Annotated in this window: 19 protein-coding genes and 1 tRNA gene; 13 read left to right on the top strand and 7 right to left on the bottom strand. The window is 55.7% G+C overall.

Annotated features, from left to right (window positions below):
• The first annotated feature begins 6 nt into the window (after window positions 1-6).
• From ACT3IC_RS16600 to yejF, 7 genes are all read left to right on the top strand, one after another.
• A complete protein-coding gene (locus tag ACT3IC_RS16600; protein WP_473478217.1) occupies window positions 7-738 on the top strand; it encodes a phosphatase PAP2 family protein in 732 nt (243 codons plus the stop codon).
• A 404-nt stretch (window positions 739-1142) separates the two neighbouring features.
• Window positions 1143-1712, top strand: coding sequence for a bifunctional murein DD-endopeptidase/murein LD-carboxypeptidase (mepS, locus tag ACT3IC_RS16595; RefSeq protein WP_103180364.1), 570 nt, complete (start codon window positions 1143-1145; stop codon window positions 1710-1712).
• A gap of 181 nt (window positions 1713-1893) precedes the next feature.
• Window positions 1894-3450, top strand: coding sequence for a cyclic di-GMP phosphodiesterase (locus ACT3IC_RS16590; RefSeq protein ID WP_156654918.1), 1557 nt, complete (start codon window positions 1894-1896; stop codon window positions 3448-3450).
• Window positions 3451-3525: 75 nt separating this feature from the next.
• Window positions 3526-5331: an extracellular solute-binding protein gene (locus tag ACT3IC_RS16585; RefSeq protein ID WP_159339599.1), complete on the top strand. Its 1806-nt coding sequence runs from the start codon at window positions 3526-3528 to the stop codon at window positions 5329-5331.
• A 9-nt stretch (window positions 5332-5340) separates the two neighbouring features.
• A complete protein-coding gene (locus ACT3IC_RS16580; RefSeq protein ID WP_114314418.1) occupies window positions 5341-6435 on the top strand; it encodes a microcin C ABC transporter permease YejB in 1095 nt (364 codons plus the stop codon).
• Window positions 6435-7460, top strand: coding sequence for an ABC transporter permease (locus tag ACT3IC_RS16575; protein ID WP_473478214.1), 1026 nt, complete (start codon window positions 6435-6437; stop codon window positions 7458-7460). The genes ACT3IC_RS16580 and ACT3IC_RS16575 overlap by 1 nt, the downstream gene beginning before the upstream one ends.
• A gap of 1 nt (window position 7461) precedes the next feature.
• A complete protein-coding gene (yejF, locus tag ACT3IC_RS16570) occupies window positions 7462-9051 on the top strand; it encodes a microcin C ABC transporter ATP-binding protein YejF (protein WP_420193355.1) in 1590 nt (529 codons plus the stop codon).
• 3 nt (window positions 9052-9054) lie between these two features.
• On the opposite strand, the gene ACT3IC_RS16565 is transcribed toward yejF, so the two are convergent.
• The 3 genes from ACT3IC_RS16565 to rsuA all read right to left on the bottom strand — a co-directional run bounded on the left by ACT3IC_RS16565 (window position 9055) and on the right by rsuA (window position 11651).
• Entirely contained in the window at window positions 9055-9399 is a 345-nt protein-coding gene (locus ACT3IC_RS16565; protein WP_103180374.1) for a YejG family protein, read from the bottom strand.
• A 332-nt stretch (window positions 9400-9731) separates the two neighbouring features.
• A complete protein-coding gene (locus ACT3IC_RS16560) occupies window positions 9732-10928 on the bottom strand; it encodes a Bcr/CflA family multidrug efflux MFS transporter (protein WP_473478211.1) in 1197 nt (398 codons plus the stop codon).
• 15 nt (window positions 10929-10943) lie between these two features.
• The gene (rsuA, locus tag ACT3IC_RS16555; protein WP_156654922.1) at window positions 10944-11651 is read right to left on the bottom strand and encodes a 16S rRNA pseudouridine(516) synthase RsuA; all 708 of its coding nucleotides are present in this window, start codon (window positions 11649-11651) and stop codon (window positions 10944-10946) included.
• Window positions 11652-11802: 151 nt separating this feature from the next.
• Between rsuA and radD the strand changes: the two genes are divergently transcribed.
• Window positions 11803-13563, top strand: coding sequence for a DNA repair helicase RadD (radD, locus tag ACT3IC_RS16550; protein WP_103180380.1), 1761 nt, complete (start codon window positions 11803-11805; stop codon window positions 13561-13563).
• A gap of 125 nt (window positions 13564-13688) precedes the next feature.
• Window positions 13689-13973, top strand: coding sequence for a 50S ribosomal protein L25 (gene rplY / locus ACT3IC_RS16545; RefSeq protein ID WP_103180382.1), 285 nt, complete (start codon window positions 13689-13691; stop codon window positions 13971-13973).
• A 51-nt stretch (window positions 13974-14024) separates the two neighbouring features.
• On the opposite strand, the gene yejK is transcribed toward rplY, so the two are convergent.
• Window positions 14025-15032 carry a nucleoid-associated protein YejK gene (gene yejK, locus ACT3IC_RS16540; RefSeq protein WP_156239401.1) on the bottom strand — a complete coding sequence of 336 codons (1008 nt, stop codon included), beginning with the start codon at window positions 15030-15032 and terminating at the stop codon, window positions 14025-14027.
• Window positions 15033-15166: 134 nt separating this feature from the next.
• Here yejK and ACT3IC_RS16535 point away from each other — a divergent pair, with 134 nt between their 5' ends.
• The 3 genes from ACT3IC_RS16535 (at window position 15167) to ACT3IC_RS16525 (ending at window position 17323) form a co-directional block, all read left to right on the top strand.
• Entirely contained in the window at window positions 15167-15394 is a 228-nt protein-coding gene (locus ACT3IC_RS16535; protein WP_032612681.1) for a YejL family protein, read from the top strand.
• Window positions 15395-15413: 19 nt separating this feature from the next.
• Complete coding sequence (gene yejM / locus ACT3IC_RS16530) at window positions 15414-17174, top strand: LPS biosynthesis-modulating metalloenzyme YejM (protein WP_103180385.1); 1761 nt, start codon at window positions 15414-15416, stop codon at window positions 17172-17174.
• A 72-nt stretch (window positions 17175-17246) separates the two neighbouring features.
• Window positions 17247-17323 (top strand) — tRNA-Pro (locus ACT3IC_RS16525).
• 110 nt (window positions 17324-17433) lie between these two features.
• On the opposite strand, the gene ACT3IC_RS16520 is transcribed toward ACT3IC_RS16525, so the two are convergent.
• From ACT3IC_RS16520 to ACT3IC_RS16510, 3 genes are all read right to left on the bottom strand, one after another.
• A complete protein-coding gene (locus tag ACT3IC_RS16520; RefSeq protein ID WP_103180387.1) occupies window positions 17434-18837 on the bottom strand; it encodes a CBM96 family carbohydrate-binding protein in 1404 nt (467 codons plus the stop codon).
• A gap of 91 nt (window positions 18838-18928) precedes the next feature.
• Window positions 18929-20113, bottom strand: coding sequence for an MFS transporter (locus ACT3IC_RS16515; protein WP_473478207.1), 1185 nt, complete (start codon window positions 20111-20113; stop codon window positions 18929-18931).
• A gap of 82 nt (window positions 20114-20195) precedes the next feature.
• Window positions 20196-20456: a DUF2534 family protein gene (locus ACT3IC_RS16510; RefSeq protein WP_473478204.1), complete on the bottom strand. Its 261-nt coding sequence runs from the start codon at window positions 20454-20456 to the stop codon at window positions 20196-20198.
• A gap of 195 nt (window positions 20457-20651) precedes the next feature.
• Between ACT3IC_RS16510 and eco the strand changes: the two genes are divergently transcribed.
• Entirely contained in the window at window positions 20652-21143 is a 492-nt protein-coding gene (gene eco, locus ACT3IC_RS16505; RefSeq protein WP_103180391.1) for a serine protease inhibitor ecotin, read from the top strand.
• The last annotated feature ends 16 nt before the right edge of the window (window positions 21144-21159 follow it).

Below are 21159 nucleotides of genomic sequence, written 5' to 3'. Positions count from 1 at the left end.
TACGGCGTGATGATGAAAACCCGACTTTTCCCCATTTTATTGCTTAATGTCGCCGGTGTGGCGCTCTTTTTATCCTGGTATCTGCCGGTCAACCACGGTTTCTGGTTCCCGCTGGATAGCGGCATATTCCACTTCTTTAACCGGCAGCTGGGAGAGAGCCGCGCCTTCCTGTGGCTGGTGGCGATCACCAATAACCGTGCCTTTGACGGCTGCTCGCTGCTGGCGATGGGTTATCTGATGCTGACGTTCTGGCGAAAAGAGAGTCCCGCCGGGCGTCGCCGTATTCTGATGATCGGCCTGGTGATGCTACTGACCGCGGTGGTGCTGAACCAGCTGGCGCAGGCCTTAATACCGGTGAAACGCTCAAGTCCGACGCTATTTTTCCCGGATATTTATCGCGTCAGTGAATTGCTGCATATTTCCACAAAAGATGCCTCTAAAGACAGTTTCCCAGGCGATCACGGAATGATGCTGCTTATTTTCAGCGCTTTTATGTGGCGTTATTTCGGGCATAAGACTTTCGCATTAGCCCTGATTATTTTTGTGGTTTTCGCATTCCCTCGGGTAATGATCGGTGCGCACTGGTTCACTGATATTGCCGTCGGGTCGCTTTCGGTGGCGTTGATTGGTCTTCCGTGGTGCCTGATGACCCCATTGAGTGAGCGTTTAATCGCCTTCTTTAATCGTTATCTGCCCGGCGATAAAACAAATTCGAAACAAGTTACTAACAGAAATTAACAATAACCATCAGGGATCATTACCGATCCCTGATAGATTTCCCCCTCGATTTCAGCGCCTTTGTCATCTTCCTGTCACATTAATCACGTTAGAAATTAATGCGTTGTACAGAACTTAACCTAAATTACCCTGCCCGACCACTCTCCTGTCAACGTACTTTTACTATCACAATTACTTATAAAAAAAGTGCGTATTTTTACTCGCATTACCCGCCTCAATCAGGTAATCTCAGACTCGTTTTACCTCAGCGCCACAATTATTATCGTTGTAAATAAATTTGTGCGATTCGCCACAGATTTGACCATAAAGAATTGTCTGATAGTGCGCAGGTATTTAGTCTCGTCTCGCTTGGCATTTTTTATAACGATATTTGTCGTTAAGGACTTCAAGGGAAAATAAACAACATGGTCAAATCTCAACCGATCTTGAGATACTTCTCACGGGTAATCCCGGCGATTGCAGTCGCGGTTCTGCTTTCAGCTTGTAGCGCATCGAACACCGCAAAGAATATGCATCCTGAGACGCGTGTTGTGGGGTCAGAAGACGCCTCTTCACTGCAAGCTTCTCAGGATGAATTTGAAAAAATGGTCAGCAATCTGGATATCAAATCCCGATTAATGGACCAGTATGCCAGCTGGAAGGGCGTGCGCTATCGCCTGGGCGGCGAAACACGTAAAGGCATTGATTGTTCCGGTTTCGTACAGCGTACCTTCCGCGAACAGTTTGGTTTAGAACTTCCGCGTTCAACCTATGAACAACAGGAAATGGGCAAATCGATTTCACGTAACAGCTTACGTACCGGCGATTTAGTTCTGTTCCGTGCGGGTTCAACCGGCCGTCATGTCGGCATCTATATTGGTAACGACCAGTTTGTCCACGCGTCCACCAGCAGTGGTGTGACGATCTCCAGTATGAACGAGCCATACTGGAAAAAGCGCTATAATGAAGCGCGTCGTGTACTGACTCGCAGTTAACCGCCTGTGCTGTCCGTTTCCCTTGACTGACAGCATGGAAAAAAGCACTGCTATGGCAGTGCTTTTTTTTTATCGCAGGACGCGATAATTCTGGACGGCTCGTTCCAGGTTATAGTTTTATCGTTGCGTGAGTTTAGCCGTCATGATAATGCGGGCGGCAAATCAGGATCCCATAACGTTTATGTTTACCCGCCATTTATCTTCCCGCCGAAAGGTGCTGATGCTCAGCGTACTTTCAGCTCTTATCGTCGCCCTGCTCTGCGGCGGTATGCAGTTTTTTTTCAGTTACCATAAACGTGCAGTGAAATACGATAACCTGATTAAAGACCTCCATGACTACATCGAAAGTTATTTTAAAGAGCTGCGCGTTTCTGTTGATGAATTACAGCCACTGACGCTCAGCGAGTGCCAGGATGTACGATCTGAACTCACCTCCCGCGCGTCATTCAGCCTGAACGTCCGCGCCTTTCTGCTGGTGAAAGATAAAATGGCCTTCTGCTCATCAGCAACCGGGCCGATGCATGTCCCGCTCAGCGAACTGGTGCCGAAAATCGACGCAACTAAAGCGGTAGATATGGCCCTGCTGCCGGGTACGCCAATGATGCCGAAAAAACCGGCCATTGTGTTGTGGCATCGTAATCTGCTGATGAAAGATGGGGGGATATTTACCTCCATTAACCTCAACCTGACCCCTTATCTGCTCTACACCGCCCGCCAGGATGAGTTTGCCGGTATTTCTCTGATCATTGGCGATACGGTTTTTTCGACCTATTCAAACCGCATCACCCACGTTTCGGAGCTAAAAGAGCGCCCTGCGCGCTCAAGCAAAATCGAAGGACTGCCGCTCACCGTTAATCTCTACGCCGAAAGCTGGACGATGGAAGATCTGGTCTTTGCACTACTGTTTGGTCTGTTGTGCGGTTCCAGCATCGGGGTACTCTGCTTCTACTGGCTAATGATGCGCGCCAACCCGCGTAAAGAGATCCTGACCGGCATTAAGCAGAATCAGTTTCATGTGGTCTACCAGCCAGTGGTAGGTGCCAGCGATTTGCAGATGCGGGGCGTGGAGGTGTTGATGCGCTGGCAGCATCCCGGCGCGGGGGCGATCCCGCCGGATGCCTTTATTAACTTTGCAGAGGCCCAGCAACTGATTGTGCCGCTGACGCTGCACCTTTTCGATCTGATCCTGCGCGACGCACCGGCGTTAGCGAAACGGCTGCCGCCAGGCTCCAAGCTGGGCATTAACATTTCGCCAGGCCATCTGCACGCCGAGAGCTTTAAAGATGACATGCGCAAATTTGCCGCCTCGCTGCCGCCGGATCATTTCCAGATTGTGCTCGAAATTACCGAGCGCGACATGCTCAATCAACGGGAAGCGACAAAGCTGTTTGAGTGGCTGCATCTGGAAGGTTTTGAAATCGCCGTGGATGATTTTGGCACCGGACACAGCGCCCTGATCTACCTTGAGCGTTTTACTATGGACTACCTCAAAATCGACCGGGGTTTCGTGAATGCTATCGGGATGGAAACTGTCACCTCGCCGGTACTGGATGCGGTGCTGACCCTGGCGCGGCGGCTGAATATGGTGACCGTCGCCGAAGGTGTCGAAACCCCCGAGCAGGCGAAATGGCTGCGCGATCACGACGTCAATCTGCTGCAGGGCTACTGGATAAGCCGACCCCTGCCCCTGGAGCAATTCCTGAACTGGCAACCTGATATTCACCTTGATCGCGAATAATTGCCCAACCACCGCTACGTCACTTATTATTCAGGTATCTTGCCCGGGCCGAACAGAGAAGGAAAACGTAGCGTAATGATAGTGCGCATTGTGGTGCTGATGGTGGCGTTAATGAGCGGGTTCAGTCAGGCGCAAACCATTAAAGAGAGCGACGCCTTCGCGGTTATTGGCGAGCCAAAATATGCCATCAATTTCGATCACTACGATTACGTCAATTCTGCCGCGCCTAAAGGGGGCGCTGTGACCCTGGCGGCAATTGGCACCTTCGATAATTTCAACCGTTATGCGCTGCGCGGCGTGGCGGCAGAAAGAACCGACGCCCTCTACGACACCCTCTTTACCACCTCAGACGACGAGCCCGGCAGCTATTATCCGCTGGTGGCCGAGACCGCCCGCTATGCCGATGATTTCTCCTGGATGGAGCTGACAATCAACCCGCAGGCGCGGTTTCACGACGGTACGCCGGTCAAGGCCAGCGATGTTGCCTTCACCTTTCACAAATTTATGACCGAGGGCGTTCCCCAGTTCCGGCTGGTCTACAAAGGGGCGACGGTAAAGGCCATCGCGCCGTTGACGGTGCGCATTACCCTTGCCAGCCCCAATAAAGAGGACATGCTGAGCCTGCTCACCCTGCCGGTAATGCCGGAAAAGTTCTGGAAAGATCATAAGCTCAGCGATCCGCTCTCCACCCCACCGCTGGCAGGCGGCCCGTATCGCATCACTCGCTGGCGGATGGGGCAATATGTGATTTATTCCCGGGTAAAAGATTACTGGGCGGCAAACCTGCCGGTAAACCGGGGCCGCTGGAATTTCGACACCCTGCGCTACGACTACTATCTGGATGACAACGTGGCCTTTGAAGCCTTTAAAGCGGGTGCCTTTGATATGCGGATAGAGAGCAGCGCCAAAAACTGGGCCACCCGCTACACCGGGAAGAATTTTGACCGCCACTATATCGTAAAGGAGTCCTTTAAAAATGATTCCGCCCAGGATACGCGCTGGCTGGCGTTTAATATTCAGCGCCCGGTATTTACCGACCGCCGCGTGCGCCAGGCCATCACCCTCGCCTTCGATTTTGAGTGGATGAACAAAGCGCTCTTTTATGGCGCCTACAGCCGTGCCAACAGCTATTTCCAGAATACCGAGTATGCCGCGCAGGGCTACCCGGATGCCGCGGAGCTGACGCTCCTCGACCCATTAAAAGATGCAGTTCCCCCGGAAGTGTTTACGACTCTCTTTCAGCCCCCCGTCTCGAAAGGCGACGGTTTTGATCGTAACAATCTGCTGAAAGCCAGCCAGCTACTGGACGAGGCGGGCTGGGTCATCCGAAATAAACAGCGGGTCAATAAGCAAACCGGCAAACCGCTCAGTTTTGAACTGCTGCTGGCTTCCGGGGGCAACAATCAGTGGGTACTGCCGTTCCAGCACAACCTGGCGCGGCTGGGCATTACCATGAATATCCGCCAGGTGGATAATTCACAGATCACCAACCGGATGCGCAACCGCGATTACGATATGATGCCGCGCCTGTGGCGGGCCATGCCGTGGCCGAGCAGCGATCTGCAGATCTCCTGGGCCTCTCAGTACATTGATTCCACCTACAATTCACCGGGGGTGCAAAACCCGGCGGTGGATAAGCTGATTGCGCAGATCGTCGCCGCGCAGGGGGATAAAGCCAGACTGGTACCGCTTGGCCGGGCGCTGGATCGGGTTCTGACCTGGAACTATTACATGCTGCCCATGTGGTTTATGGGGGAAGACAGGGTCGCTCGCTGGGATAAGTTCGCCCTTCCCGCCCAGCGCCCGGTTTATTCTCTCGGGTTTGATACCTGGTGGTATGACGTTAATAAAGCGGCGAAATTACCCGCCGAACGGCGTTAAGGATACGCAATGGGCGCATATTTACTTCGTCGTTTACTGCTGGTGATCCCCACCCTATGGGCGATCATCACCATCAACTTTTTTATCGTGCAGATTGCTCCAGGCGGCCCGGTGGATCAGGCGATTGCCGCCATCGAGTTTGGTAACAGCGGGACGATGCCCGGCGGAGGCGATGCGGGCATGCGCGCCAGCCACGCCCGCACCGGGGTCGGCAATATCAATGAGAGCCACTATCGCGGCGGGCGCGGGCTCGATCCGGAGGTGATCGCCGAGATCACCCAGCGGTACGGCTTCGACAAACCGATCCATGAGCGCTACTTCAAAATGCTGGGCGACTATCTGCGCTTCGATTTTGGCGACAGCCTGTTTCGCAGCGCGTCGGTGCTGCATCTGATCAAAGAGAGCCTGCCGGTCTCCATTACCCTGGGGCTATGGGGAACGCTGATCATCTATCTGGTCTCCATTCCGTTAGGTATTCGTAAGGCGATGGATAATGGCAGCCGGTTCGACATCTGGAGCAGCACCTTCATTATTATTGGCTATGCCATTCCGGCATTCCTGTTTGCCGTCCTGCTGATCGTCTTTTTCGCCGGGGGTAGCTACTTCGATCTCTTCCCGCTGCGCGGGCTGGTCTCGACCGATTTCAGCAGCCTGCCGTGGTACAAAAAGATAACCGACTACCTGTGGCACATTACCCTGCCGGTGCTGGCGACGGTGATCGGCGGCTTTGCGGCCCTGACCATGCTGACCAAAAACGCCTTTCTTGATGAGATCCGCAAGCAGTACGTGGTCACCGCCCGCGCGAAGGGGGTGAGCGAGCGACGCATCCTGTGGAAACATATTTTTCGCAATGCCATGCTGCTGGTCATCGCCGGTTTCCCGGCCACCTTTATCAGCATGTTCTTTACCGGCTCCCTGTTAATTGAGGTGATGTTCTCCCTTAACGGCCTGGGTCTGCTGGGCTACGAGGCCACCGTCTCGCGGGATTACCCGGTGATGTTTGGCACGCTCTATATTTTCACCCTGATTGGCCTGCTGCTGAATATCCTCAGTGATATCTGCTATACGCTGGTCGATCCGCGTATTGATTTTGAGGGTCGCTGATGCTGCGCTTAAGCCCCGTCAACCAGGCCCGCTGGGCTCGCTTTCGTCACAACCGCCGCGGCTACTGGTCGCTGTGGATTTTCGCCCTCTTTTTTGCGCTGAGCCTCTGTTCGGAGATCATTGCCAACGACAAACCGCTGCTGGTGCACTTTAACGATCGCTGGTACGTGCCGGTTTTGAAGAATTACAGCGAGAGCGACTTTGGCGGCCCCTTTGCCACCGAGGCGGATTATCAGGACCCGTGGCTACAGGCGCAATTGAATGAGCACGGCTGGGTGCTCTGGACGCCGGTCCGCTTTGGCGCCAACAGCATTAACTTTGCCACTACCACCCCGTTCCCGTCGCCACCCTCGGCACAAAACTGGCTGGGTACCGATGCCAACGGCGGCGATGTGCTGGCGCGTATTCTGTACGGTACCCGCATTTCTATACTGTTTGGCCTGCTGCTGACCCTGTTTTCCAGCGTCATGGGAGTGCTGGCCGGGGCGATCCAGGGCTATTACGGCGGCAAGATTGATCTCTGGGGACAGCGGTTTATCGAAGTGTGGTCCGGCATGCCAACGCTGTTTTTAATTATTCTGCTCTCAAGCGTGGTGCAGCCTAACTTCTGGTGGCTACTGGCTATCACGGTGCTGTTTGGCTGGATGGCGCTGGTAGGGGTGGTGCGGGCGGAGTTTCTGCGCACCCGCAACTTCGACTACATTCGCGCCGCCCAGGCGCTGGGGGTAAGCGATAGCGGGATCATTTTCCGCCACATGTTGCCTAATGCGATGGTCGCCACCCTCACCTTCCTGCCGTTTATTCTGTGCAGCTCTATTACCACCCTCACCTCGCTCGATTTTCTCGGCTTCGGCCTGCCGCTGGGCTCGCCTTCTTTGGGGGAGTTGCTGTTGCAGGGCAAAAATAACCTCCAGGCACCGTGGCTTGGGATCACCGCCTTCCTCTCCGTTGCTGTGCTGCTCTCATTGCTGATTTTTATTGGCGAAGCGGTACGCGACGCCTTTGATCCAAATAAGGCGGTTTAAGATGACGCAGCCTTTACTTCACATCGACGCGCTCTCCGTTGCTTTTCGCCAGCAGGGCGAGCTACGCACCGTGGTGAATGATATCTCCCTGAAAATTGACGCCGGCGAGACGCTGGCGCTGGTCGGCGAGTCGGGTTCCGGAAAGAGCGTCACCGCCCTGTCGATCCTGCGTCTGCTCCCCGCCCCGCCGGTGGTCTATCCCCAGGGCGATATCCTGTTTCACGGCCAGTCCCTGCTCCATGCTGACGAGCGCACGCTGCGCGGGGTGCGCGGCAATAAGATCGCCATGATCTTTCAGGAGCCGATGGTATCGCTGAATCCGCTCCATACTCTTGAAAAACAGCTCTACGAGGTGCTTTCCCTGCATCGCGGTATGCGTAAAGAGGCGGCTCGCGGAGAGATGCTGGATTGTCTCGAACGCACCGGGATCCGCAACGCCGCAAAACGGCTTGCCGATTACCCGCACCAGCTTTCGGGCGGTGAGCGCCAGCGGGTGATGATTGCCATGGCGCTGTTGACCCGTCCGGAACTGCTGATCGCCGATGAGCCCACCACCGCGCTGGATGTTACGGTGCAGGCGCAGATCCTGCAGCTATTACGCGAGCTGCGCGACGAGCTGAACATGAGCCTGCTGTTTATCACCCACAATCTCAGCATTGTGAAAAAGCTGGCCGACCAGGTGGCGGTGATGCAGAACGGTCGCTGCGTGGAGCAGAACCGCGCCGCGCCGCTGCTTGCCGCACCGCAGCATCCCTATACCCAACGCCTGCTCAACAGCGAGCCCGCAGGGGATCCCGTCCCACTGCCGCAAGATGTTCAGCCGCTGCTGCGGGTCAAGGATCTCTCGGTGGCGTTTCCGCTACGTAAAGGCATCCTGCGCCGGGTGGTGGATAACAAGCAGGTGCTGAACAACGTCAGCTTTACCCTGCGCCCGGGTGAGACCCTGGGGCTGGTGGGTGAGTCTGGCTCCGGCAAGAGCACCACCGGGCTGGCGCTGTTACGCCTGATCGCCTCGAAGGGGGAGATCCTGTTTGACGACAACCCCCTGCATGAGTGGGATCGCCGCCAGATGTTGCCCGTCCGCCACCGGATGCAGGTGGTTTTTCAGGATCCTAACTCTTCTCTTAACCCGCGCCTCAACGTGCAGCAGATCATTGAGGAGGGGCTGCGGGTACACCAGCCTGGCCTGAGCCTGCAGGCGCGTGAAGAGGAGGTCATTCGGGTAATGGGCGAAGTGGGGCTCGACCCGCAGACCCGGCATCGTTACCCCGCCGCCTTTTCCGGCGGCCAGCGCCAGCGGATCGCCATTGCCCGGGCGCTGATTTTGCGCCCGGAGTTGATAATTCTGGATGAGCCGACCTCATCCCTCGATAAAACCGTGCAGGCGCAGATCCTGGCGCTGCTAAAAGATTTACAGCGAAAACACCGTCTGGCCTATATTTTCATCAGCCACGATTTGCAGGTGGTACGTGCGCTATGTCACCAGGTGATTGTGTTACGTCAGGGAGAGGTGGTCGAGCAGGGAGACTGTCAGCGCGTGTTTGCCGCGCCGACGCAGGAGTATACGCGTCAGCTGTTAGCGTTACGCTGACGCTCAGAAAGGATTCTGGCCAGAAAAAGGCTCGGCGATAGCCACACCGACGTTTTTCAGGCGGCAGGTTGCTGCAAACTCATCCTGGCTTTTCACGAACAGGCACGGCTCGCCTTCGCACTCCAGCACCGAGCTGTAAAGCTCAATGTCCGTCAATGCCTGGCTCAGCTTTTCCATCAGCGGCCATGCGTTGCCCTCTTCCGGGCTCAGCAGTTTGAGCGCCACCAGACAATTATCAGGGGTTGTTCCACTTTGCGGAATCGGTTCAACCTTCGAGCCTGCAAAACCCGCCGACCAGCGATAGCTCTGCGGCAAGCGATGCACAATTGAGAGCTGTAATGTATTCACGTTTATTCCCCGGAAGCAAATTTACTTCACAATCTATTTACATTTATAGTAACACAACATTAACCGCCTGCTCTGTTTTTAATAAGAAAACGCTTACACCCACTATTCATGGGTGCAGGGGCCTTGTTTTTCAGGGCTTTCTGACGGTGTTTCAGGTTTATAGCGGCGCTATATGTACCCGTTTCTGTGATCTAACACAACCTTTTTAACTACAAAGATGTGACTATTTACACAAATAGATTTTACATAAAAGAAACAAACAAGCGGTCAAAGAACCGCCTTTTAATTGACCTGCATCAAAAAAGGGCCCCGACAGGGCCCTTTTTTGTGCATCATTTCACCAATTTCTTTGGCCGGCTGGCATAAAGGCAGAAAAGAATCGAGCCGGTGGCGCACAGCGCGATTGACCAGAGCATCGGCCAGGCGCTGTTAAACGTCGCCAGTGAAAGCAACGCGCCGACAATGGCGCCGATACCAAAGCGGAAGGTCCCCGCCAGTGAAGAGGCGGTACCGGCCATATGCGGGAACTCGTCGAGGATGACCGCCATAGCGTTGGACGAGACCATCGATATACAGCCAACAAAGGCCGCAATACCGATTACCAGCGCCCAGAATCCGATATCAAAGTAAGCGGTTACCACCATCCACACCGCCATCACAAACTGGATCCACAGCCCGATACGGAACATATTCAGCGCCCCTACCCGGCGCACGAAGCGGCTGTTGATCATCGTCAGCACGAAGATGAATACCACGTTCAGCGCGAAATAGTAGCCAAATTGCTGCGGTGAGACATGGTTAAGCTCAATGTAGACAAACGGCCCGGCGCTGAGGAATGAGAACATCCCGGCAAAGCTGAAACCGCTGGCCAGCATGTAGCTCAGCACGCGCTTATGGCGAAACAGCGAGGCAAAGTTGCCAAGCGTGGTGCGAATATGAAACTTCTGCCGGTGTTGTGCAGGCAGGGTCTCTTTAATAAAGAAGAAGATCATTGCCGAGGCCATCAGGGCCGCCAGCGCCAGGATCCAGAAAATAGCGTGCCAGCTAAACCAGACCAGCACCGCTCCCCCGACCATCGGCGCCACCAGCGGCGCGACGGTGGTCACCAGCATGACGAATGACATCATGCGGGAGAACTCCTCCTTCGGGTAGATATCGCGCATCAGGGCATTGATGACCACGCTTGCCGCCGCAGCCGCCAGGCCGTGGAAGAAACGCATCACAATAAGGTAATCGACAGATTGCGCCATCGCGCAGGCCATCGCCGCGCCGGCGAATACCAGCGTACCGCCCAGCACCACCGGTTTGCGCCCCAGGCTGTCGGCCATTGGCCCGTAAAGCAGCTGACCGAGGGCAAAACCGAGAATATAGCTGCTGAGAGTCATCTGTACGCTGCCTGCCGGCACGCCAAACTGCTCGGCGATCACCGGCAGTGCGGGCAGATACATGTCGATGGACAGCGGCATCAGCATGGCCAGCAGGCCAAGAATAAAAACAATGCTGAACGACGAGTGTGGCCTGGTGGTCACAATTAACTCCTGAAATTAGCGTGAAGAGAGGCCAACGCTGGCAATTTCTTCTTCCGTCAACGGGCGGTATTCGCCTGGCTCAAGGTCCGGGTCGAGAGCGATAGCCCCGATCCGTTCGCGATGCAGACCGACCACGTGATTTCCCACGGCGGCAAACATGCGCTTCACCTGATGATAGCGCCCTTCACTGATGGTCAGACGCACTTCGGTTGGGGTAATAACTTCCAGCACGGCGGGTTTGGTCAGATCTTTTTCATTATGCAGCTGGACGCCGTGGGCGAACTGCTCTGCCGTACTGTCGCTCACCGGATTTTCCAGCGTCACCCGGTAGGTCTTTTCGCAATGGTGGCGCGGTGAGGTGATGCGGTGTGACCACTGACCGTCGTCGGTCATCAGCACCAGGCCGGTGGTGTCGATATCCAGACGCCCGGCAGCATGCAGTTTGTGAGCGACCGGCTCATCGAGAAAATAGAGCACGGTGGGATGGTCGGGGTCTTCGGTGGAGCAGACATAGCCTTGCGGTTTATTGAGCATGAAGTAGCGCGGGCCGTTCTGCTGGGTCAGCGAGTTGCCTTCATACTCCACCTGATGCTCAGGCTGGAGTTTAAACGCGCTGTCTCGCACAATGTCGCCATCCACGGTAACGTGGCTGCCGCGGATCAGACGCCCGGCAATAGCGCGGCTTACGCCGAGTTGCTGAGCGATAAACTTATCAAGTCGCATGAAATATTTTAAACCTTACAGGTGCCAGGAGCCGGACAATGCGTCCGGAAAAGAAGCAGTCAGGAACAGTCCAGTATAACGGGCTCTGTGCGCCACTCAAGGGAAAAAGTTTCGTGGCATAATATGAGCGAGATAACCAAACCGAGACCCCATGACCTTTACACTTCGCCCCTACCAGCAGGAAGCCGTGGACGCTACCCTCGCCCACTTTCGTCAGCATAAAGAACCGGCGGCCATTGTCCTGCCCACCGGCGCGGGCAAAAGTCTGGTGATCGCCGAGCTGGCGCGCCTGGCCCGGGGCCGCGTGCTGGTGCTGGCGCACGTCAAAGAGCTGGTGGCGCAGAACCATGCCAAATATCTGGCGCTGGGTCTGGAGGCTGATATTTTTGCCGCCGGCCTACAGCGTAAAGAGAGCCACGGTAAAGTGGTCTTTGGCAGCGTGCAGTCGGTGGCGCGCAATCTGGATAAATTCCAGAGCGAGTTCTCCCTGCTGATTGTCGATGAGTGCCACCGTATCAGCGATGATGACGATAGCCAGTATCAGCAGATCCTGACCCATTTGAAAAATGTTAATCCGCAGATCCGCCTGCTGGGGCTTACCGCCACCCCGTTCCGCCTCGGTAAGGGCTGGATTTATCGCTTTCATTACCACGGCATGGTGCGCGGCAATGAAAAGGCGCTCTTCCGCGACTGCATTTACGAGCTGCCGCTGCGCTACATGATCAAACATGGCTACCTGACGCCACCGGAACGGCTGGATATGCCGGTGGTGCAGTATGATTTCAGCCGGTTGCAGGTGCAGAGTAACGGCCTCTTCAGCGAGGCGGATCTTAACCGCGAGCTGAAAAAACAGGATCGTATTACCCCGCATATCATCAGCCAGATCATGGAGTTTGCCGCCACGCGTAAAGGGGTGATGATTTTTGCCGCCACCGTGGAGCACGCCCGGGAGATCACCGGCCTGCTCCCCGCCAGCGAGGCCCGGCTTATCACCGGCGAAACGCCAGGCAGCGAGCGCGATCGGCTGATTGAGGCGTTTAAGGCGCAGCAGTTCCGCTATCTGGTCAATGTGTCAGTGCTTACTACCGGCTTTGATGCCCCGCACGTGGATCTGATTGCCATTCTGCGCCCGACCGAATCCGTCAGCCTTTACCAGCAGATTGTTGGCCGCGGCCTGCGCTTAGCCCCCGGGAAAACCGACTGCCTGATCCTGGATTATGCCGGGAACCCGCACGACCTGTATGCCCCGGAGGTGGGTACGCCAAAAGGCAAAAGTGACAACGTGCCGGTACAGGTGTTTTGCCCCGCCTGCGGCTTTGCCAATACCTTCTGGGGTAAAACCACCGCCGACGGCACGCTAATCGAACACTTTGGCCGTCGCTGCCAGGGCTGGTTTGAAGATGACGAGGGCCATCGCGAACAGTGTGACTATCGCTTCCGCTTTAAAAATTGCCCCCAGTGCAACGCCGAGAACGATATCGCCGCCCGCCGCTGCCGCACCTGCGATGCGGTGCTAGTCGATCCCGACGATATGCTGAAAGCGGCCCTGAAGCTGAAGGACGCCCTGGTGCTCCGCTGCAGTGGGATGGCGCTGGCACACGGTGCCGATGACAAAGGCGAATGGCTCAAAATCACCTACTACGATGAAGATGGCGCCGATGTAAGTGAGCGCTTCCGTCTGCACACACCCGCCCAACGCACCGCCTTTGAACAGCTGTTTATCCGCCCGCATACCCGCACGCCGGGCGTGCCGCTGCGCTGGATCACCGCGGCGGATATCGTTCATCAACAGCCGCTGCTGCGCCACCCCGATTTTGTGGTGGCGCGGAAAAAAGGGCAGTTCTGGCAGGTGCGAGAAAAAGTGTTTGATTATGAGGGCCGCTTCCGCCGTGCCAATGAATTGCGGGGATAGCGGGACTTTTCATTGATGTGAAAGCCATTTGAGTATAAAATGCCGCCCGCTTCACATCCGTGAGGCAGAACACTCACCTGTTGCTGGGTCGCCTGTAGCAGGATTTTTTATACAGAGAGAAATCAATGTTCACTATCAATGCAGAAGTACGTAAAGAGCAGGGTAAGGGTGCGAGCCGCCGCCTGCGCGCAGCTAACAAATTCCCGGCCATCATCTATGGCGGCGAAGCTGCTCCTGTCGCAATCGAACTGGACCACGACAAAGTGTGGAACATGCAGAACAACGCTGAATTCTACAGCGAAGTGCTGACTCTGGTTGTTGACGGTAAAGAAGAGAAAGTTAAAGCTCAGGCAGTACAGCGTCACGCTTTCAAGCCAAAACTGACTCACATCGACTTCGTTCGCGCGTAATCGCAAACTTGTCGAAAAAAAACCCCGCATTGCGGGGTTTTTTTATGGCCGTTATTTGCCGCCAGAGGTGCGACGCTGCAGCTGATCCCGCAGATTTGGCGGCGTGCCTTTAATGGTCAGCGTGTCGGTCGCCGGATCCCAGAAAATGCGCTCGCCGAGCAACATGGCATCAAAGTTGATGGTTAATCCGCCGCCGCTACCGGCAAATTTGGTGAGCTGACGCAGCGTACTGCGATCCGCCGGGAAGCTCTCTTCCAGCTCGTAGCCTTTCTCCGCCGTAAAGTCCTGGAAGCTCACCTCGCTGACGCCCGCCAGCTCTTTGGAGAGCGATTCCAGTTCAATCTCTTCGCCCGCCTGTAGCTGTTCGTTGCAGTAGGCATAAACCTGCTGGCGCACGTTCTGGCGTTCCGCTTTGTCCAGCTCGGCTTCTGCGGTGAAGTCATCCACCGCCTGCAGCAGGCCTTTATTCTGCGCTTTGGCATTCAGCCCTTCGCTGGCGCCGAGGAAATCCATAAAGAAGTCGGCCACCTTGCGCCCTACCCGGCCTTTCAGGAAGGTCAGATAGCGGGTGGATTCAGGATTGGTTTCCCATTCGGTCAAATCGATGCGCGCCACGATATCCGCGTGGTTGATGTCCAGATAGTGGGTCGAGCTGATATCCAGCTGCTCGTTGACGCGCATGCTGCTTAAGTTGTTCAGCACCGCCACCAGCAGGTACTCGACCGCCAGGTAACGATAGTGGCAGAACAGGACGATGCCGCCGTCGGCAAACGGATATTTTGCCAGCTCATCGCGCAGGCGGCCGGTGGCGGCCCGGCTGAACGCGAGAAAATCGTCTTCACCCTGACGCTGCTGGCGCAGCGCCTGCGCCAGTTCGCTCTCTTCGCTGAACAGGCCGTAGGCTTTGTTTTTGGCACTGTAAACCCGATGCAGCTCCGCCATCATGTCAACAACGGTAGGCGTCGGCTCCAGTAACGAATCGCGCAGCACCAGCTCAAGGGTTTGCTCATCACGCTTGATAAGCTGGTGCAGAGCAATCTGGTTGATATCCAGACTCATGTTAAACTCTCCTTTTAGACCGGGCCGTATTCAACCACCCCCCAGTCATGTATGCAACCGAAGATAAAAAAGGGGAAAAAAAGCTGTTGCTACGGTAATATGTTGCCCTTTCCTCCACAAACAGATTTAGATTTATGCCACAACTCTCCCGCTACAGTGATGAACACGTTGAACAAATGCTCAGTGAGCTGCTCAACGTACTGGAAAAACATAAGGCACCGACCGACCTTTCCCTGATGGTTCTGGGAAATATGGTGACTAACCTTATCAATACCAGCGTTGCGCCGGCCCAGCGCCAGGCGATCGCGAAATCTTTCGCTCAGGCCTTACAGTCCTCGGTTAACGACGACCAGGCGCACTAAGGGAAACAAACGACAGTTTATGGTGACGAATCGTCAGCGCTACCGTGAAAAAGTCTCCCAGATGGTTAGCTGGGGGCACTGGTTTGCCCTGTTTAACATTCTGCTGGCGATGGTGCTTGGCAGTCGTTATCTGTTTGTCGCCGACTGGCCGACGACGCTTGCCGGACGGGTCTTCTCCTGGATAAGCGTCATTGGCCATTTCAGCTTTCTGGTCTTCTCCACCTATTTACTGATCCTCTTCCCGCTGACGTTTATCGTCATGTCACAGCGGCTGATGCGGTTTATCTCCGCTATCCTCGCCACCGCGGGCATGACGCTGCTGCTTATCGACAGCGAAGTCTTTACCCGTTTTCACCTGCATCTTAATCCCGTCGTCTGGGAACTGGTGATCAATCCCGACCAGAACGAAACGGCGCGCGACTGGCAGCTGATGTTTATCAGCGTGCCGATTATCCTGCTGATTGAGATGCTGTTTGCCACCTGGAGCTGGCAAAAACTGCGCAGCCTGACGCGGCGCCGTCGCTATGCCAAACCGGTGGCCGCCCTCTTTTTTGTCGCCTTTATCGGCTCGCATTTTATGTATATCTGGGCGGACGCTAACTTCTACCGCCCCATCACCATGCAGCGCGCGAACCTGCCGCTCTCCTATCCGATGACCGCTCGTCGTTTCCTGGAGAAACACGGTCTGCTGGATGCCCAGGAGTATCAGCGCCGCCTGATTGAACAAGGGGATCCTGAAGCGGTATCGGTACAATATCCGCTGAGCGATCTGCGCTACCGTGACATGGGTCAGGGGCAAAACGTCCTGTTGATCACCGTCGACGGTCTGAACTACTCGCGCTTTGAGAAACAGATGCCAGCCCTGGCGGAGTTCGCCGAGAAGAACATCAACTTTACTCAGCACATGAGCTCCGGTAACTCAACCGATGCCGGGATCTTTGGCCTGTTCTACGGCATTTCACCTGGCTATATGGACGGCGTGCTGTCATCGCGTATCCCTGCCGCGCTCATCACCGGGCTCAACCAGCAGGGCTACCAGCTGGGGCTGTTCTCTTCGGATGGCTTCAGCAGTCCGCTCTATCGCCAGGCGCTGTTGTCCGACTTCTCTCTGCCGACCGCACAGAGCCAGTCCGACGAACAGACCGCCGGGCAGTGGATCAGCTGGCTTCACCGTTACGCGCAGGACGACAACCGCTGGTTCTCCTGGGTTGCTCTGAACGGCACGACGCTGGATGACAGCAACCAGAAAACCTTTAACCGCCGCTATGCGCAGGCCGCAGGCAATGTTGATACCCAGATTGCCCGGGTGCTGGACGCGCTGCGGGAATCGGGCAAGCTGGAGAATACCGTGGTGGTGATCACCGCCGGTCACGGTGTGCCGCTGGGCAGCGAGCGCAACGATGTCGACTGGGCGCGCCCTCGCCTGCATGTTCCGCTGGTGATCCACTGGCCTGGTACGCCATCCCAGCGCATTAACATGCTGACCGATCATAAAGATGTGATGACTACCCTGATGCAGCGTCTGCTCCACGTCAGCACGCCAGCCAATGAGTATTCCCAGGGTCAGGATCTGTTCAGCGCAACGCGTCGTCATAACTGGGTGACGGCTGCCAGCAACAACACGCTGGCCGTTACAACGCCAACCCTGACGCTGGTGCTGAACAGCAACGGTAATTACAAAACCTATAACCCGCAGGGTGAGAAACTCAACGACCAGACGCCGCAGTTAAGCCTGCTGCTACAGGTGCTGACGGATGAGAAACGGTTCATTGCTAATTGATTTAATATTAATCAGTTAGCCAGAACCACCCTTGCATTAAACGCGGAAATAGGTAGTATAAATTTCACGTGTCGGCACGTAGCGCAGCCTGGTAGCGCACTGTCATGGGGTGTCAGGGGTCGGAGGTTCAAATCCTCTCGTGCCGACCAAAATTTCCCCAAAAAAAACCAACCTTCGCGGTTGGTTTTTTTATGCCTGCAAGAGATGGCTAAAAAGCCAGCCCGATGGCAGGCTGGCTTTTGCACGAACATGCTGCTGATTAGATTTCCGGGGTATGCTTGTACCCGGTCAACATCAGTATCAGGCTCTCTTTAGAAGAGGCAGGGCTGAACTGATAGTGATTACCCTGACGGTCGCCACCGATATACCAGGAGATTTCAGTCTTGCCCGCCGCCAGCGCTTTGCGCACCGCCTTGTCGACATCCACCATCCGGTATTCGCGCTTGTTGTTGAGATAGAGCAGCGCATCGGACGAGTAGTTACAGGCCGGACGATTTTTCCAGGTGACGGTGGCGGGATCCCAGTCGTTGCTCGCCGGATAGAAGAAGATCTGATCCGCGCCGTTAGCCTCGACTTTTCCGCCATAGATCCGCACCCGGTATTTGAACAGAGAAGGATCCTGGCCTTCAGGCAGCGCAGGGATCGTAAACTTAACCAGACTCATCGTTTCGCTGTTACGGGTGCGGCCGCCGTTTTTCCAGTTATCCTGCACCAGCAAGGTCTGCGCCCCAGGTACCGGGGTATCTGGCGTCTCGCTACTCACCCAGACGTTTGCCAGCGCCTTTGAATAGCCGTAGGGGACGTTAGTGCCGCAGTCCATGCCCTGATTCATGCACATCTCAGTCATAAAGCGGGCACCCTCTTCAGTCCAGCCATTCATAAAGTCGGCGTGGGCGGTATAGAGGCTGCCCCAGTGCTCTTCGCGCACATCGCCATTCATGGTGGGATCGAGCGACAACTGGGCTTTGGCGGTATCCAGGGAGGTGATCCCGTGCAGCACCCAGGCCACGTTCATATTTACCGTCGGGATTTTCACCGGATAGCCGGACGGGCACTGCCCTTTCACATCGTAGGTCGCATTCGCCATGCCATGGTGCGGCTGCAGGTGGATACCATCCCAGCAGTTAGGGAACTGGATCCCGATATTAAACTGCACCGCATCTTTGGCTTTTCTCAGCCCACACACTTCACCGACTTTATTGCTGTAGCCTCTGCCGTTAGCGCATAAAAAGGTTATGCGGGCGTTAGGCCCGGTACCGTGGTGATCGCCCGCCAGCAGCGCCAGCCCTGCCGGAAATGGGCTGAGCGGGAACTGTTCCACGTTAGACGCCTGGTAATAGGTTTTTTGGTAGGCGGGTTGAACCACCGTCCCGTCCGGCAGGCGCAGCGACGGCGCCCAGTAAGCTGAGCTGTCGGCTTTGTTATCGCAGGTGGTTTCTGACTGCTTACGCAGTGATTGATAGGTCGAATGGGCGTCCGTGCGGGTGTTGCCGAAAAAGTCGTGCCACATCGCCTGGTTGGTTTTGCCAAACATCATAATGGCGTCATCGCCCAGAGTATGGCTATAAGCACAAACCACGTGCGCCTGCGGGCCTGCATGGGCATAAAGTGACGGCAACAGCAGGGCTGACGCCATCGCGGTATAAAGTGTGGTCCTTTTCATAAGTATCTCCTGATAGAAAGGACCACATTGGTAACAAAACGGCACTCACGCTTCGAATGATTTGCGCAATATTTTTCTGCGCTTGCGCGCTTTACAACGCCGCGGGGGGGTTGCGCAGATATCCCAGCGTCAGCAGGCAGATCGTCGCCCCGGCATAAAAGGTATATTCCGCGCCCCACGTTTCCCAGATGATGCCAGCCCCCAGGCTGGCAACCAGCAGCGCCACGCCGCTCACCATACTGAACAGGCCAAACGCCGTACCGCGCAGGTCGGGGGGTGCCGTCTTCGCAATCATCGCGGTCAGCAGCCCCTGGGTCATCCCCATATGGATGCCCCACAGCGCCACGCCGGCAATAATCCCGATCCAGTGGGTGCTCAGCGCCAGTACAATATCGGCGGCGATCAACACCGCCAGTCCCCACTGGAGCAGGCGCGTATGGCTCATGGCATCGGAGAGTTTGCCAAACGGATAGGCCGAAAACGCGTATAGCAGATTCATGGCGACCATCACCAGCGGGATCAGCGCCAGCGGAATGTCCGCCTGCTGGGCACGCAGCACCAGAAATGCCTCACTGAAACGGGCGAGAGTAAAGACAGCGCCGAGGCCAATTACCCACCAGCAGCTGGCGCCGAGGCGTTTCAGGTTCTCTTTTTTGATGGGATTGGACCGTTTATGGGCAACAGGCGTGGCGGGCTCATGCAGGCCCACAAAGAGCAGTAAGACGGCCAGCACGCCGGGGATGACGGCGATCCAGAAGATAGTGCGGAAATCATCGTTCCACAGCAGCATCATGCCGACCGCCAGCAGTGGGCCGAGAAACGCGCCAATGGTATCCATCGACTGACGCAGCCCGTATGCCGCCCCGCGCAGTTCCGGCGGCGTGACGTCAGCTACCAGCGCGTCGCGGGGGGCACCGCGGATCCCCTTTCCTACCCGATCAATCAGACGCGCCCCGAGGATCATCCCCGACGACGAGACGATCGCAAACAGCGGCTTACTGGCCGCACCCAGACCGTAGCCCAGCAGCGCCAGCCCTTTGCGTTTCCCCAGATAGTCGCTGATGGCACCGGAAAAAACCTTAATGATAAGCGCGGTGGCTTCCGCCAGCCCTTCAATCAGGCCAATGAAAATGACGCTGGCGCCCAGGGTGGTCACCATAAAGAGCGGCAGCAAGCTATGGATAATTTCCGATGAAATATCCATCAGCATACTGACGCCGCCAACAACCCAGACCCCTTTTGGGATCCGGCTCAGCGTGGAAAACCGGGAAACCATGCTCCACTCCTGTAAACGGGGAAAAAATCATTTAACCCGAAAACGGCACAGGAGTGAAACAGGCATTAATCGCGTTGGCGACTCAGTGTTTATCGCTCCCGCCGAGGAAAAATATGCCCAACGGGATAGCCAGCAGCACGGTAAAGACCGTGCTGTAGACCAGCACCATCGCCGACTGCAGCACGTACATGCTGGTGGTCCACTCCGTCAGTGGGATATTGTACTGCTCAACCACGCCAATAATAGTCACACGGCCTACCCCCATCACCGCGATCAGAAAAACCGTCAGCAGTGCCAGCAGAAATTTTTTCCCCGCCGGGGTGTTGAATTTATTACGTACCATGCGTGTTTCCTTCACAGATAGATAACAATGATTGCAGCTCACCCTACCACGATCGTTCCCCCGGGGCCAATACAGAATTTAAAACCAAATCACAAGGCACTTACCAGTTATATAAACCAGTTAAAAATAAAATTAAGGTAAAAAACACCATTCATGGTAGTGTATGGCCACCGTTTGACATAAAAAGGAATCACTGTGAAAAACGCCGCTAAAAGTCTCATCACTCTGCTGGCTCTGACCTGCGCCAGCGCATACGCCACCCCTGCTGACCAGCCGCTCAGTAAAACGGCCCCCTACCCGCAGGCGGAACAGGGGATGAAGCGCCAGGTCATTGACCTGCCTGAGCAGAAAGATGAAGCGAATTACAAGGTGGAACTGCTGATCGGCCAGACGCTGGAGGTGGATTGCAACGCGCACCGCCTCGGCGGTCAGTTAACCAGCAAGACGCTGGAAGGCTGGGGATATGACTATTACATCTTTGATAAGGTCACTTCGCCGGTTTCCACCATGATGGCCTGTCCGGACGGGAAAAAGACCACAAAATTCATAACCGCGAATCTCGGCGAGCATAGCCTGCTGCGCTACAACAGTAAGTTGCCGATTGTGGTTTATACGCCTGCGGATATCGAGGTGAGATACCGTATCTGGCAGGCTGACGAGAAGGTAGAAAGCGCCGTCACGCGCTAATAAAAAAAGCCGGGTA

Source organism: Leclercia sp. GHBNCSD, assembly GCF_055805075.1.
This window is presented reverse-complemented; position numbering and strand designations above follow the sequence as displayed.

Coding starts and splice junctions, on each gene's coding strand:
- ACT3IC_RS16515 (WP_473478207.1), bottom strand. CDS start 20,113: ATGGTTTCCCGGTTTTCCACGCTGAGCCGGATCCCAAAAGGGGTCTGG.
- mepS (WP_103180364.1), top strand. CDS start 1,143: ATGGTCAAATCTCAACCGATCTTGAGATACTTCTCACGGGTAATCCCG.
- rsuA (WP_156654922.1), bottom strand. CDS start 11,651: ATGCGACTTGATAAGTTTATCGCTCAGCAACTCGGCGTAAGCCGCGCT.
- ACT3IC_RS16520 (WP_103180387.1), bottom strand. CDS start 18,837: ATGAAAAGGACCACACTTTATACCGCGATGGCGTCAGCCCTGCTGTTG.
- rplY (WP_103180382.1), top strand. CDS start 13,689: ATGTTCACTATCAATGCAGAAGTACGTAAAGAGCAGGGTAAGGGTGCG.
- ACT3IC_RS16590 (WP_156654918.1), top strand. CDS start 1,894: ATGTTTACCCGCCATTTATCTTCCCGCCGAAAGGTGCTGATGCTCAGC.
- yejM (WP_103180385.1), top strand. CDS start 15,414: ATGGTGACGAATCGTCAGCGCTACCGTGAAAAAGTCTCCCAGATGGTT.
- ACT3IC_RS16575 (WP_473478214.1), top strand. CDS start 6,435: ATGCTGCGCTTAAGCCCCGTCAACCAGGCCCGCTGGGCTCGCTTTCGT.
- radD (WP_103180380.1), top strand. CDS start 11,803: ATGACCTTTACACTTCGCCCCTACCAGCAGGAAGCCGTGGACGCTACC.
- yejF (WP_420193355.1), top strand. CDS start 7,462: ATGACGCAGCCTTTACTTCACATCGACGCGCTCTCCGTTGCTTTTCGC.
- ACT3IC_RS16585 (WP_159339599.1), top strand. CDS start 3,526: ATGATAGTGCGCATTGTGGTGCTGATGGTGGCGTTAATGAGCGGGTTC.
- yejK (WP_156239401.1), bottom strand. CDS start 15,032: ATGAGTCTGGATATCAACCAGATTGCTCTGCACCAGCTTATCAAGCGT.
- ACT3IC_RS16580 (WP_114314418.1), top strand. CDS start 5,341: ATGGGCGCATATTTACTTCGTCGTTTACTGCTGGTGATCCCCACCCTA.
- ACT3IC_RS16510 (WP_473478204.1), bottom strand. CDS start 20,456: ATGGTACGTAATAAATTCAACACCCCGGCGGGGAAAAAATTTCTGCTG.
- ACT3IC_RS16535 (WP_032612681.1), top strand. CDS start 15,167: ATGCCACAACTCTCCCGCTACAGTGATGAACACGTTGAACAAATGCTC.